Raw genomic sequence first — 13,358 nt, 5'->3', positions numbered from 1 at the left:
CCGTTGCCGGGAGCCGGCTCGGCCCGCTGGGCGGGCCCTGGGACCGGGACCGGTCTGGCGGCTCAGGCCCTAGAACTTGGCCGCCGCGGAGGGCGCCTTGAGGGTCCCCAGGTACTTGTGCCAGAGATGGTTCGGGTCGGCCTCGACGGCCTCGACGATCTCCCGCATCGCCGAGAGGGCCTTGGGCTCGCCGTCGTACACATCGCCCTGGAGCATCTTGAGGACGTCCAGGCGGTAGCGCGGGTCCTGGACGAACGCGGTGAAGAGGATGTTGAGCCGGTAGTAGATCGAGATGAACTCGTACCAGTTGTTGACCGCCCCGCGGAGTGTGTCGACGTAGCCGTCGAACCGCTCCTTGCGGAAGTCCCCGGCCTTGTGCGCGGCGATGATGTCGGCGGTCGCCAGGCGCGCGCTGTTGAGCGCGACGCTGACACCGCTGGAGAAGATCGGGTCCACGAAGCGGGCCGCGTCACCGATCATGACCAGCGAGTCGTCGGCGACCTTGGTCAGCGCATAGCTGTAGTCGCCCTCGGCCTTGAACTCCTTGACCCGCTTGGCGTTCTTGAGCGCGTCCTGGAGGGCCGGCCGACTGCCGATGGTGTCCCAGAAGAAGGTCTCCAGGTCGTTCTTGGCCTCCTTGAACCGGGCCTTCTGGGTCACGACACCTATGGACGTGATGGTGTCCGTGATCGGGATCTGCCAGACCCAGGTGTCCTCCAGCGGGAGGAAGTGGATGAAGATGTAGTCCGCCTGGTCCTTGTTGACCGCGAGGGCCTTGCGGTCGAAGTCGTCGAACCAGGTGTGCACCGCGTACTGGTTGAAGACCGGGTCCGGCTCCTTGACCTTGAGCTGGCTGCCCATCATGGTGCGCCGGCCGCTGGCGTCGACGACCATGCGGACCGGGACGCCGACGGACTGGTTGCCGACCTTCGCCTGGATGACCGGCCGGTCCCGGTCGGTGAAGTCGACGCGGTTGACGCGGACGCCGTGATAGACCTTGGCGCCCAGGCTCTCCGCGTGCTGGAGCAGAATCTGGTCGAACTTCCCGCGGTCCACGTGGAAGGTGTGGTCGCGGTCGACGCCCGCCTGGTCCCGCTCGCTGAACAGCACCTCGGCGGCGCGGAAGTCGTGGTCCAGACCCTGGAAGCCCATGTGGTCGATGTCCCGGTCCTCGGCGGAGGTCCAGGCGGCGCCGTACTTCTTGGGGAAGCCCGCGGCCTCGACCTTCTCCATGGCGCCGGTCTCGATGAGCACCGGGGTGGTGGCCGGGACCAGGGACTCGCCGACGTGTTCGCGCGGAAAGGTCTCCGATTCGAAGACCACCACGGACAGCCCCTCCTTGGCGAGGTAGGAGGCGGCCGTGGAGCCGGCCGGACCGCCGCCGATGATGCCGATGTCGTAGTCGTAGTTCGCCGATGTCTCGGACAACGTGATCTCCTGTCGCGATTCGGGTGGGTGACGCTGCGCCGTGACTGCTGATCAGTGGGCGGGCGTACGCAGGGACAGCAGCAGGTCGGTGATGCTGTCCAGGCTCTGGAAGTTGGTGCCGGTCAGCTCGGTCGGCGGGATGTTGGTTCCCAGCTCGTCCCGGATGAAGGTGAGCAGCTGAGCGGTGTTGATCGAGGTGAGAATTCCCCACTCGAGCAGCGGGGTGTCCGGGGCGATGCCGTGCGAGTCGGGCTCGGCGAGCAGGCGCTCCTGGATGAACTCGGTGAGCTGGGCGATCAGTTCGTCGCGGTCACTGGCCACGCCGTACCTCCTGGAGATGCGTTGACGGGGCGGGTGTTCCGCCGGGTCCAACGGGGTCAACAGCCGTTGATTTCAACACCTGATGATGTCATTTCCTGATGAACTCTACTAGTGTTGAGTTCATCGTCAAGGGGCCAACCGGCAGTGCTGACCGAGTGGTTGGAGAAACGATGATTCGAGGGACGACGCGGACGACGACGCGGACGACGACGCGGACGACGACACGGGCGGCGGCCCGGGAGGCGAGCCGGTCGGCGGTCCGGGCCCGGCACGGTCCGCCCCCCGGCGAGGTGCACGTCTGGGCGGTGGCCGAGCCCGTTCCCGGCGCCGGACGCGAGGAGGAACTGCGGCGCTGTCTCGGTCTGCTCTCCCCGGACGAGCAGCGGCGCCGGCGGCACGTGGTGCCCTCGCATCGTGCGCTGTACGCCTCCGCGCACGCCGCCCTGCGGGCGGTGACCGCCGCCTACGCCGGTCTCCCGCCGTCCCAAGTCGCCTTCGTGAAGGGCGCCTTCGGCAAGCCCTATGTGGCCGGCGACCCCGGTCTGCGGGTCAGCCTGTCGCACACCCCGGGCCTGTCCCTGGTCGCCGTGAGCCGGGACGGTCCCGTCGGCGTCGACGTCGAACGGGTCGCGCCGCTGACGGATCCGGTGGGGCTGCGCCACCAGGTCCTCTCCGAACCGGAGGCGGCGGCCTGGCCCGAGGACCGCGAAGACGCCCTGCACAGCGGTCTGTTCACCCACTGGACCTGCAAGGAGGCGGTCCTGAAGGCACTCGGCAGCGGACTCGCCGGTGACATCCGGGCGGTACGGGTCGCGCCGGGCGCGCGCCGCGGCGGACCGGTGCGCGTACTGGCCGCGCCGGGCCGGCCCGACCGGACCTGGACGCTCCAGCTCATCGACTGCGGGCCCGGGTTCCGGGCGGCCGTCGCGGTGGCGGGCGGCGCGGAGACAGTACGCGTCTTCCCGCTCACCCCGGGCGCGGAGCCGCCGCCGTGGGGGGACGCAGCCGAATCCAGTGCGGGTCTCGAAGGCCGTTCACGTCCTGCCGGCCCGGTCGCGCCGCCTCCTCCCGTACGCACGCCCCTCACGAAGGAGAATCCGTCATGCAGCTGAGCACTCCCGGGCCGGCCGTCACCACCTCCGTGCCGGCCCAGGCCCGCCAGGACCGTCCCACGCTGCTGTGCCTGCCGCACGCCGGCGGGGCCGCACGTGCCTTCGCCAGTCTGGCGGCCGCGCTGCCGGGGGCCGCGCGGACGACCCTGCTGGAACTGCCGGGGCACGGCAGCAGGATGGCCGAACCGCTTCGCGACGACTTCGCCGCGGTCATGGAGGACCTGGTCCGCGGCTCCGCCGCGCACACCACCGGCCCGTACGTGCTGCTCGGGCACAGCATGGGCGCGGCGTTCGCGTACGAGATCGGCCGCTACTGGAGCGCCCTGGGCCGGCCCCCGGCCGGTGTCGTCGTGGTCGGCCGCAACGGCCCCACCGCCCGCCGGATCCTGCCCGACCTGCACACCCTGGCCGCCCCCGCGTTCCTGGAATCCGTACGTCGGCTGGGCGGCACCCCGCCGCAGCTCTTCGAGCACCCGGAGCTGGTCGAGCTGTTCGTGCCGGTGCTGCGCGCGGACTTCACCATCTCGGAGACGTACACCCCGCTGCCCGGCCCCCCGCTGGCGTGCCCGCTGTGGGTGTGCGCCGGGGTGGACGACCCGATGGTGGACGACGCGGGCCTGCGGAACTGGGAGGACCACGGCGCGGGCGACGTCGCCGTCGAGTGGCTGCCCGGCGACCACTTCCTGCTCGACGACCCGGCGTTCCACGCGTACGTGGCGGGCGTACTGCGGACCCTGCCCGAGCCCGGCGCGACCGGCTGAGCGCTGCTGCTGCCCGGTCCCTCCTCCCCGGCCGCGCGCCGGCGAGGGGGGACCTCGTACGCCCGCTGCCGTCGCCGGGCCGACACCGGCGGGGATCGCCGTCCGCCGCCCGGAGCGCGACGCGCCGCCGGCCCTCGCCCTGGGGGACAGGGGGAAGGCCGGCGGCGCGGGGGAGGGCAGGGACCGTTCAGGCCGCCGGGTGGGCGCGCAGCTCGGAGAACTGGGCCCGCCAATAGGTCAGCGGGGTATGGCCGGCCGACACTTCGCCGTGCACCAGACGGCCGATCAGCACCTGGTGGTCGCCCGCCAGATGGCTGCTGGTCAGGATGCACTCCGCGAACGCCACGGTGTCGTCCAGCAGCGGCGCGGAGGTGCGTTTGCCCGGGGTCCACGGCACGCCCGCGAACCGCTCGGGCACCGGCGAGGCGAAGGTGCGGGCCGTCTCCGTCATACCGGCGGAGAGGAAGTTCACCGCGAAGACCGAGCTCTCGTGGATGGCTTCGAGGGTCGCGCCGGGCTGCTTGACACAGACCAGCAGCTGGGGCGGCGAGGCGGACACACTGCACACGGCGCTGCAGGTGAGACCGCGTGGCTCCCCGTCGGCCGTCAGACTGGTGACGACGCTCACCCCGGTGGGCAGGGAGCCCATCACGGAGCGGAAGGTGGGAAGGTCCACCTGGTCAAGCAGGGGCTCGTGCGTGCTGAGTCGTTCAGGCATGGGCAGGTCCTCGTCTCTGAGGCCGAGGCGGGCCAGGGCCGCGGATGTCATCGGGGTTCACCGGTGGTCTGTCGCAGGGGTTCACCGTGTGTCGACGGCGGTGATCTGCTCCAGCAGGGCCTGACGGTCCGTCTTGCCGTTTCCGGTCAGGGGCAGTTCGGGGACGGCGTGGACCGCGTCGACCACCATGTAGAGGGGCAGCCGGTCGGCGCACTCCCGCTTGAGTTCGAGCAGGCCCGGCCCCTGCGTGTCCTGATGGGGCACCACGACGGCATGGATCTTGGCGTCCAGGCCGCTGCCCACCACGACACAGGCGGCCGCGGCGACCTTGGGGTTGCCGGCGACGACCGTCTCGATGTCGCCGAGCTCGATGCGATGACCGCGCACCTTGACCATGTGGTCACGCCGCCCGACGTACTCCAGCATTCCGTCGGGTCCCATCCGGCCGATGTCTCCGGTGAAGTACGGGCCCTTGAGCGGCTCCTGGCCCCAGTAACCCAGCATCACCGTGGGACCGCTCACCACGATCTCGCCCTCGCGCTCACGCGGCGGGTGCAGCCGGATCCGGTCGCCGCAGACGGCGGTGCCGATCGGCAGGGGGCGGGTGCTGCCCAGATCCCGGTCGGTGACCTCGTAACTGGTGCACACATTGGTCTCGGTCGGCCCGTACCAGTTGAACATCCGTACGTCGGGCCAGGCCTTGCGCAGCTCGTGCAGCTGCTGGATCGGGAACGGCTCACCGGCGAAGACGCACACCCGCAGCTCGGCCGGGGGATCCCCGGCGAGGAGTTCGCCGCGCTGCATCATCAGGATCAGCGCGGACGGCACCGAGTACCAGATGGTGATGCGCTCGCGGTGCAGCAACTCGCCCAGCTGGGCCGGGTCGTAGGCGAGGCCTTCGGGTATCAGGTAGACCGAGGCGCCGGCCAGGAAGGTGGCGTACAGGTCGAAGACGGAGAGGTCGAAGTTGAACGGCGCGTGGTTGGAGAGCCGGTCGCCGGCCGTGACGCCGGCCTCCGCTGCGGCCCACCGGACGAAGGACAGGGCATTGCGGTGGCTGATGCAGACGCCCTTGGGCTCACCGGTGGAGCCCGAGGTGTAGAGGATGTACGCCGGGTCGTCGGGCGCGTTCTCGTACGGCGGCGGCGCGTCCTTGGCCGGTGCCTCCTCGCGGACCTCGGCGAAGGAGGCCAGCGGCAGGGCGTCGTCCCAGCCGGCGTCCGTCGCGGCGCGGCGGACGCCGTCGGCGTCGGCCACCACCAGGGCGGGCGCACAGCCGGCGGCGATCCGCCGGACCCGGGCGGCCGGGTTGTTGGCGCTGACCGGTGCGTAGATCGCGCCGATCCGCAGGGCGCCCTGCATGAGCGCGATGGCGTCGACGGTCTTGTGCGTCCACAGCACGACCCGGTCGCCGGGGCGGACCCCCCGTCGGTGCAGGGCGGCCGCGTACCGGTCGGCGAGGTCGTCCAGCTCCCGGTAGCTGAACACCCCCTGGGACGAGCGGACGGCCGGGGCGTCCGGGGCGCGCCGGGCCGAGTCCTTGACGAGCTGGTGGAGCCTCACAGTCCTATCTCCTTCACTATCAACTGACGCTGGATGTCGGAGGTGCCCGAGAAGATCGTGCTGGGCACGGCGTCCCGCAGTGCCGCCTCGATGCCGTCCTCCCGCAGATATCCGCGCCCTCCGAAGACCCGGACCGCGTCGGCGGCGGAAGCCAGTACGCCCTCGGACACGGCGAGTTTCGACAGGGCGATGGCGAGCACGGAGGGTTCGCCCTGGTCCATCGACCAGCAGGCGCGGTACAGCAGCAGCCTGGCGCTCTCCAGCCGCAGCTTGATGTCGGCGATCCGGTTGGACACGGACTGGAACTCGCCGATCCTGCGCCCGAATTGACGGCGCTCACGGGCGTGCGCGACGCACTGTTCCAGCAACCGGTCGAGGAGGCCGACGTAGAGCGCGAACAGGCAGGCGCGCTCCCAGCCCATGGAGTGCTGGAAGATCGCGGCGCCGCCACCGACACCGCCGAGGACGTTGTCCTCGGGGACGAAGCACTCCTCGAAGGTGACCGCGCCGGCCGGGCAGGAATGCAGGCCCATCTTCTCGTAGGGTTTGCCGACGACGACCCCGGGCGTCTCCCGGTCGACGACCAGGCCCGTGACGCCCAGGAACCCCATCTTGGGATCGACGGTCGCGTACGTCACGTACACATCGGCGGCCGGACCGTTGCTGACGAAGCTCTTCGTGCCGTTGAGGACGAAACCGCCGTCCACCGGGGTCGCGGTCACACCGAGCCGCGACGAGTCCGAGCCCGCCTCCGGTTCCGTCATCGCGTTGCCCGCGATCAGCCGGCCCGCGGCAAGTTCGGGCAGCAGCCGGCGGCGTACGGCGGCACTGCCGAACTCGGCGATCGGCACGGCGCAGGCGAAGGTGTGCGCCGCGGCGCCGAACACCAGGCCGGTGTCGGCGCAGCCGCGGCCCACGGCCTCCACGACGCGCGCGGTGTCGAGCGCGCCGAGGCCCTGACCTCCGTACTCCTTGGGCAGGCAGGACCCGAGCATGCCGATCTCGCCGAGCCGCAGCCAGTCCTTGCGGCCGTAGAAGCCGTGGCCGGCGCCGGGCGGCGCGGGAAAGGCGGCCCGGGCCGCTGCCAACACCTCGTCATAGCGGGCCTGTTGGCCCTCGTTCCAGCCGAACTCCACATCTGCTCCTGGGGTGCGCGGAAGGGGGGCTCCCTCCCTCATCGGATCGCTGGTCAGTTCTGCTCGGGGAAGTGCCGCAGATTGCGCGGGCCGACATAGCGCAGCCGCGGATGGAGGCGTCCCCGCTGGGTCCGCTGCTCCTCGACATGGGCGAGCCAGCCCGGCACGCGGGCCGCCGCGAACATCGGCACGAACAGGTCGGAGGGCATGCCGAGCAGGTGGTAGATCGCGGCGGCATAGCAGTCCACGGTCAGATACGGGCGGGGGCCCTTCGACGGATGGGCGGCGGCTCGTACGGCGTCCAGGACCTGCAGGATGTGATCGCTGCCCGGGCTGCCGTGGAAGCGGCGGGCCGCTTCGCGCAGCGGCCTTACCCGGGGGTCCTCCTGGGCGCGGGGGACCGGCCGGGCGCGCGCGGCGGAGGCCTGGTCGGCCCGGCCGCGCAGATAGGCGGCCGCCGTGCCGGGGTCGTCGCCGCCGCGGGCCAGGTCGATCACCTGGTGGGCGGCGCCGCCGTGCAGCGGACCGGTGAAGGTGGCGAGCGCCACGGTGATGGTGGCGAAGGTGTCGGCACCGGTGCCGGCCGCGACCCGGGCGGCGAACGCCGAGGCGTTGCAGCCGTGTTCGGCCTGCAGGACCAGGCAGAGGTCGACGAGCCGTACGCGCTCCGGGTCCCGGGGCAGGCCCAGCATGTAGAGGATGTTCTCGGCGTGCGACAGCTCGGGCGCGGGGCCCGGCATCCGGCGTCCGGCGCGGGCCGCCTGCTGGGTCGCGAAGATCGTCGGGATCCGGGCCACCAGCCGCTCCCGCAGATCGATGTGGGCGGCCGGATCGGCGTTGGCCTCGGCCGCGACGCCGAGTGCGGGGACCGCGGTGCGCAGCACGGACGACGTACTGGAGTTGGCGTTGAGCACGAGGTTCGTCGAGACCATGGGGGGCAGTTCGCGGGCCGCCGCGAGCCGGGCCTTGAAGGCGCCGAGCTCTTCCCGGTCGGGCAGCCAGCCCCGGATCAGCAGATGGACGACCTCCTCGAAGGTCACCCGGCCGATCAGTTCCTCGATGGGATAGCCCCGGTAGGCGAGACGGCCGCGGACCGGGTCCACCTCGGAGATGCCCGTCTCGCCGACGACCACGTCCGAGATGTTGGTCGGCGGGTCGCTTCGCAGACGTTCCTGCTCGGCGGGTGGGGCCGCGGGCAGGGCGGGCGCGATCGAGGAGGCGTCCGGGGGTGCCTTGACGGGGGAGAGCTCGGCGAGCCGTTCGTCGTAGAAGGCGCGGAGCTGGCCGACGGAGTCGATGTGCTCGATGAGGTGGTCGTCGAGCGTGGTGCCCAGCTCGTGTTCCAGATGGACCTGGAGTTCCACGGCGGTGAGGTTGTCCCAGCTGGCCACGGCGCGGAGCCGCATCTCGTCGCCGATGAACTCCGACGGCATGTCGAAGACGCGGGAAAGAGTGCTGATGACGGGGTGCACCTGGGCCATCTCCTTGTCTGAGCGTCGCTCCCCCTGCTGGTGCGGCCGAGCGACTGAGGGGGTGAGGTGTCGCCGTCGGCCCGGTCCGCCGGAGCGGACCGGGCGGGCAACCGGGCCGTACGCGGCGGCCCCGGTTATCCGGCGAGGTCCGTGGCGTTCTTGCCGGCCGGCTCCGGTATCCGGAGGATGGAACCGGCGTGGCCGGGCGTGGCGACGAGATCCATCCGGGTGCGCGGGAAGAGGTACGGCAGCAGCGGGCCCGTCATGGCCGTGGTGATCAGCGCCATGAGGACCATCTCGGTGAACAGGGCGTCGTCGAGCACCCCCAGACTGAGGCCGACGCCGAGGATGATCAGCTCGGTCAGGCCCCGGGTGTTCATCAGGACGCCCACGCCCGTCGACTCCCGCCAGCTGAGCCCGAAGGACTTGGCCGGCAGCCCGGCGCCGAGGAGCTTGCCGGTGACGGCGGCGGCGAGGATCAGGCCCAGCTCGCCCCAGGCGGTCACCGACATGGCCGCGACGTCGACCGAGAGGCCGGTGACGATGAAGTAGACGGGCAGCATCAGTTCACCCGCGTGCTGCAGCGGGCGCAGCATCTTCTCCTCCAGCAGGGCCTGCGGCTTGCGGGGCATGACCAGACCGAACGCGAAGGCACCGAAGATGGGATGGATACCGATCTTCGACGTGGTGTACGCGGAGAGCAGCAGGCCGGCGGTGACGAGCGTGGCCAGGTACACACCGGTGCCGCGCTTGGACACCCAGGCGACGGACCGGGCCAGCAGCGGGCGCACGACGACGACCATGACGGCGCCGTAACCGGCCGACATCCAGACGGTGTCGGTGAATCCGGAGGGTCCGGACGCCGTCACGATGGCGACCACGCCGGCCAGCAGGCACCAGGCCAGGGCGTCACCGAAGGCCGCGCTGGTGAGCGCGAGGGCGCCGATCTTCGTACGGCTGAGGTTGTTGTCCTTGAGGATGCGGGCGAGCACCGGGAACGCGGTGATCGACATGCTGACACCCAGATACAGGGCGAAGGACGTGAAGGGCACCTTCTCGCCGTTGACCTGCGAGTGGTTGTGGTAGATGACGGCGGCGACGCCGAAGCCCAGTAGCAGCGGGGTGAGGATACTGCCCGCGGTCACCCCGGCGACGGAACGTTTCCTGCGGCGCATCGTCGTCCAGTCGAGCTCCCAGCCGACGGTGAACATGAAGAGGAGTAACCCCAGTTGCGCCACCATGGACAGCAACGGGCGTACCTCGTCGGGAAACAGACGGTGGGTCAGGTCGCCGGGGAACAGGCCCAGCAGACTCGGCCCCAGCAGGATTCCCGCGGTGATCTCGCCGATGACGGCGGGCTGGCGGATCCGTCGCGCGAGATGGGCGAGGACCGTGCCGGCGATCAGAATGCCGGCGATCCCGGCGATGGCAGTGGCCTGAAGGGCTTCGGTCGCGTGCGGATTCGTCACGGCATCTCCTCCGGCATCGGACTTCGTCGGACGTTGAATCTAATTCATTATCCGCTGAACTCAACTGATGATGAGTTTTGCATGCGGAGTAGGGCCCGGACAAGGGGCCTCAGGAGGAAACGCCTCTCCTGGCGGCCCCGGGGCCGTGGCGAGTTGAGGCCCGCCGGGCCCCGGGCCGGGGCTTGCTGGGGTTCCGCGTTCGTGCAAAACTCCTTACTTGTTGAGTTCACTGTTCGTTGAGTTTCTGTCGCGTGAACCGCGGAAGGTGGTGCCTGACCATGCGCGAACTGGTGGAGGTGATCGAGTCCCCGGACTCGGTGCCGGCCGATGTGGCGGCCCTGGGGGTCCCCGAATCCTTCCGGGCGGCCGTCCTCCACAAGGAGGAGGTGGAAATGTTCGAGGGGCTGGCACCGCACGACCGGCACCCCGCCGACGCCATCCACGTCCAGGACGTGCCGACGCCCACGCCCGGCCCCGGCGAAGTGCTGGTGGCGGTGATGGCGAGCGCGGTGAACTACAACACCGTCTGGAGCGCGCTCTTCTCGCCGGTGCCCACCTTCGCCCTCCTGGAGCGCTACGCGCGCCTCGGCGGCCTCGCGGCCCGGCACGACCAGCCGTTCCACGTGATCGGCTCCGACCTGTCGGGTGTGGTCCTCGACTGCGGTCCCGGCGTGCGTCGTTGGGGCGTCGGTGACCGGGTCGTGGCGCACTGCGTCTCGGTCGAGCTGGAGCACGCGGAGGGGCACGGCGACCCGATGCTCGACCCCGATCAGCGCATCTGGGGATACGAGACCAACTACGGCGGACTCGCCGAGCTCGCCCTGGTCAAGGCGACCCAGCTGCTGCCCAAACCCGAGCACCTCACCTGGGAGGAGGCCGCCGCACCCGGTCTGGTCAACTCCACCGCCTACCGCCAGCTCGTCACCCCCAACGGCGCGGGCATGAAGCAGGGTGACAACGTCCTCATCTGGGGCGCCGTCGGCGGCCTCGGCTCGTACGCCACCCAGCTCGCGCTGGCCGGTGGCGCCAACCCCATCTGCGTCGTCTCCTCACCCGAAAAGGCGGCACTGGCACGCGAGTTGGGAGCCGAGCTGATCATCGACCGCAAGGAGGAGGGATACCGCTTCTGGCGGGACCCGCACACCCAGGATCCCAAGGAGTGGCGCCGACTCGGCGCCCGTATAAGGGAGTTGACCGGGGGAGAGGACGTTGACATCGTCTTCGAGCACCCGGGCCGGGAGACCTTCGGCGCCAGCGTGTACGTCGCCCGCAAGGGCGGCACCATCGTCACCTGCGCGTCCACGGCCGGTTACACCCACGAGTACGACAACCGCTACCTCTGGATGAGCCTCAAGCGCATCGTCGGCTCGCACTGCGCCAACTACCGCGAGGCCTGGGAGGCCAACCGCCTGATCGCCAAGGGCCGTATCCATCCCACGCTGTCGCGCACGTACGGCCTCGACGAAGTGGCCCTGGCCGTCCAGTCCATCCACCGCAACGAACACCAGGGCAAGGTCGGCGTCCGCTGCCTCGTCCCGCGCGACGGCCTCGGCATCACCGCGCCCGAGTTCCGCGCGCCCCACGAGGCGGCCATCAACCGCTTCCGTATCCCGCAGGCCCTCGGCACCTCGGCCTCCGACCTGAGCGAGGTCGCGGCATGAGCGGCCGAGAGGACGTTCTCGGCATCGTCGGACTCGGGACCATCGGCGGCGCGCTGGCCCGCCGGGCCGCGGACGCCGGCCACTCCGTCCTGGTGCACGATCCGGACCCGGCGGCGGGGGAGCGGCTGCGGCAGCTCCACGACGCGGCACCGGACGCCCGCGGACGCGTGCGGCTCGTGGACGGCCTGGCGGAACTGGCCGTGGCCGGCACCGTGGTGGAGGCGGTCCCCGAGCGCCGCGACACCAAGGTCGAGGTGGTACGCGCCCTCGACCGGGTCTGCCCGCCCGACACCGTGCTGGCCAGCAGCGCGGCCGCCCTCTCCCTCACCGACCTCGCGGCGGCGTCCGGCCGCCCGGGCCGGCTCGTCGGTCTGCATCTGGCGCTGCCCACGGCCGGCCTCGCGGAGATCGGCCGTACGGTCATGACCGACGAGTCCGCCCTCGACCGGGTCCGTACCCTGGCGGACGGCCTCGGGCTGCGCCGGGTCACCGTGGGCGACCGGCCGGGACTGATCTCCACGTCCCTCCTGTTCGGCTTCCTCAACCAGGCCGTCACCATGTACGACCAACGGCTCGCCGGACGCGACGACATCGACGCCGCGATGCGCTTCGGCTGCGGACTGCCCCTCGGACCGCTCCAGCTCCTCGACCTGATCGGCACGGACACCGCCTGCGACACCCTCGACGTCCTGTCCGAGCGCTGGTCCCAGCCCTCGCTCCAACCCGCCCGCCGGCTACGGCACATGGCGCTCGCGGGCCTCCTCGGCCGGAAATCGGGACGTGGCTTCTACGACTACCGGGAATCCGCCCGCCCGGCCCCCGCCGATGAGCGGCCCGCGCCGTCCGTGCCGTCGGTCCGCACGGTCGGGATCGTCGGGACCGGCACCATGGCCACCGGGATCGCGGAGGTCTTCGCCAAGGGCTCGGTCGCCACCGTGCTGGTCGGCCGCACCGACGAACGCGCCAAGGCCGCCGTCGAGGCGGTGGCCGCGTCGACGGCCCGGGCCGTACGGCGCGGGAAGCTGAGCGAGGCCGGGCGGGACGCCGCACTGGAGCGGCTGACCCCGAGCAGTGACCTGGCCCAGCTGGCCGGCTGCGACCTGGTGATCGAGGCCATCGCGGAGGACCTGGACGTCAAGAAGCGGCTCTTCCGCACCCTGGGCGAACTGTGCGGGCCCGGCGCCCTGCTGGCCACCACCACGTCCAGCCTGCCGGTGATCGAGTGCGGTCTCGCGTCCGGGCGTCCCGAGGACGTGATCGGGCTGCACTTCTTCAACCCGGCTCCGCTGATGCGACTCGTCGAGGTGATCCCCTCGCTGGAGACCGCGCCCCACCATGTCGATGTGGCGCGGGAGTTGTGTCACCGGCTGGGCAAGCACCCGGTGCAGTGCATGGACCGGCCGGGGTTCATCGTCAACGCACTGCTCTTCCCGTACCTCAACGGCGCCGTTCGCCTGACGGAGAGTCACTATGCCACCGCCGACGCGATAGACGACGTGATGAAGCTCGGCTGCGGCTACCCGCTCGGCCCCTTCGAACTGCTCGACATCATCGGCCTCGACATCTCACTCAGCATCCAGCGCGTCCTGCACGACGCCGACCGCGATCCCCGTACGGTGCCGGCGCCCCTGCTGGGACACCTGGTGGCCGCCGGCCGGGCGGGACGCAAGTCCGGCGCCGGATTCCGGGTGTACGGCTGACGGCCCGACCCAGGGAG

General features: G+C 71.1%; 11 protein-coding genes. 4 read left to right on the top strand and 7 right to left on the bottom strand.

Annotated elements, in window-relative coordinates; genetic code table 11:
• Positions 1-69: 69 nt before the first annotated feature.
• Both ACFVYF_RS19310 and ACFVYF_RS19305 read right to left on the bottom strand, forming a co-directional pair.
• The gene (locus tag ACFVYF_RS19310) at positions 70-1,428 is read right to left on the bottom strand and encodes an NAD(P)/FAD-dependent oxidoreductase (RefSeq protein WP_389456764.1); all 1,359 of its coding nucleotides are present in this window, start codon (positions 1,426-1,428) and stop codon (positions 70-72) included.
• A gap of 51 nt (positions 1,429-1,479) precedes the next feature.
• Positions 1,480-1,749 carry an acyl carrier protein gene (locus ACFVYF_RS19305; protein WP_389456763.1) on the bottom strand — a complete coding sequence of 90 codons (270 nt, stop codon included), beginning with the start codon at positions 1,747-1,749 and terminating at the stop codon, positions 1,480-1,482.
• Positions 1,750-1,919: 170 nt separating this feature from the next.
• Between ACFVYF_RS19305 and ACFVYF_RS19300 the strand changes: the two genes are divergently transcribed.
• Together ACFVYF_RS19300 and ACFVYF_RS19295 are read left to right on the top strand one after the other, a co-directional pair.
• Complete coding sequence (locus ACFVYF_RS19300; RefSeq protein ID WP_389456762.1) at positions 1,920-2,861, top strand: 4'-phosphopantetheinyl transferase family protein; 942 nt, start codon at positions 1,920-1,922, stop codon at positions 2,859-2,861.
• Positions 2,852-3,622, top strand: a complete 771-nt coding sequence (locus ACFVYF_RS19295; RefSeq protein ID WP_389456761.1) for a thioesterase II family protein — start codon at positions 2,852-2,854, stop codon at positions 3,620-3,622. The genes ACFVYF_RS19300 and ACFVYF_RS19295 overlap by 10 nt, the downstream gene beginning before the upstream one ends.
• Before the next feature lie 187 nt (positions 3,623-3,809).
• Here ACFVYF_RS19295 and ACFVYF_RS19290 read toward each other — a convergent pair whose 3' ends face one another.
• The 5 genes from ACFVYF_RS19290 to ACFVYF_RS19270 all read right to left on the bottom strand — a co-directional run bounded on the left by ACFVYF_RS19290 (position 3,810) and on the right by ACFVYF_RS19270 (position 9,980).
• Positions 3,810-4,340 carry a flavin reductase family protein gene (locus tag ACFVYF_RS19290; protein WP_389456760.1) on the bottom strand — a complete coding sequence of 177 codons (531 nt, stop codon included), beginning with the start codon at positions 4,338-4,340 and terminating at the stop codon, positions 3,810-3,812.
• Between the two features lie 81 nt (positions 4,341-4,421).
• Complete coding sequence (locus ACFVYF_RS19285; protein WP_389456759.1) at positions 4,422-5,903, bottom strand: amino acid adenylation domain-containing protein; 1,482 nt, start codon at positions 5,901-5,903, stop codon at positions 4,422-4,424.
• Positions 5,900-7,039: an acyl-CoA dehydrogenase family protein gene (locus ACFVYF_RS19280; protein ID WP_389456758.1), complete on the bottom strand. Its 1,140-nt coding sequence runs from the start codon at positions 7,037-7,039 to the stop codon at positions 5,900-5,902. The genes ACFVYF_RS19285 and ACFVYF_RS19280 overlap by 4 nt, the downstream gene beginning before the upstream one ends.
• 53 nt (positions 7,040-7,092) lie before the next feature.
• Positions 7,093-8,520, bottom strand: a complete 1,428-nt coding sequence (locus ACFVYF_RS19275; protein ID WP_389456757.1) for a citrate/2-methylcitrate synthase — start codon at positions 8,518-8,520, stop codon at positions 7,093-7,095.
• Between the two features lie 125 nt (positions 8,521-8,645).
• Positions 8,646-9,980, bottom strand: a complete 1,335-nt coding sequence (locus tag ACFVYF_RS19270) for a cation:proton antiporter (protein WP_389456756.1) — start codon at positions 9,978-9,980, stop codon at positions 8,646-8,648.
• 278 nt (positions 9,981-10,258) lie between these two features.
• Between ACFVYF_RS19270 and ccrA the strand changes: the two genes are divergently transcribed.
• Both ccrA and ACFVYF_RS19260 read left to right on the top strand, forming a co-directional pair.
• A complete protein-coding gene (ccrA, locus tag ACFVYF_RS19265) occupies positions 10,259-11,641 on the top strand; it encodes a crotonyl-CoA carboxylase/reductase (RefSeq protein ID WP_389456755.1) in 1,383 nt (460 codons plus the stop codon).
• Entirely contained in the window at positions 11,638-13,341 is a 1,704-nt protein-coding gene (locus tag ACFVYF_RS19260; RefSeq protein WP_389456754.1) for a 3-hydroxyacyl-CoA dehydrogenase family protein, read from the top strand. The genes ccrA and ACFVYF_RS19260 overlap by 4 nt, the downstream gene beginning before the upstream one ends.
• Positions 13,342-13,358: the final 17 nt, after the last annotated feature.

This window comes from Streptomyces sp. NPDC058274 (assembly GCF_042881375.1).
Taxonomy (GTDB): Bacteria; Actinomycetota; Actinomycetes; order Streptomycetales; family Streptomycetaceae; genus Streptomyces.
Note: the sequence above shows the minus strand (reverse complement) of the source record. Positions and strands in the feature narration are given on the sequence as shown.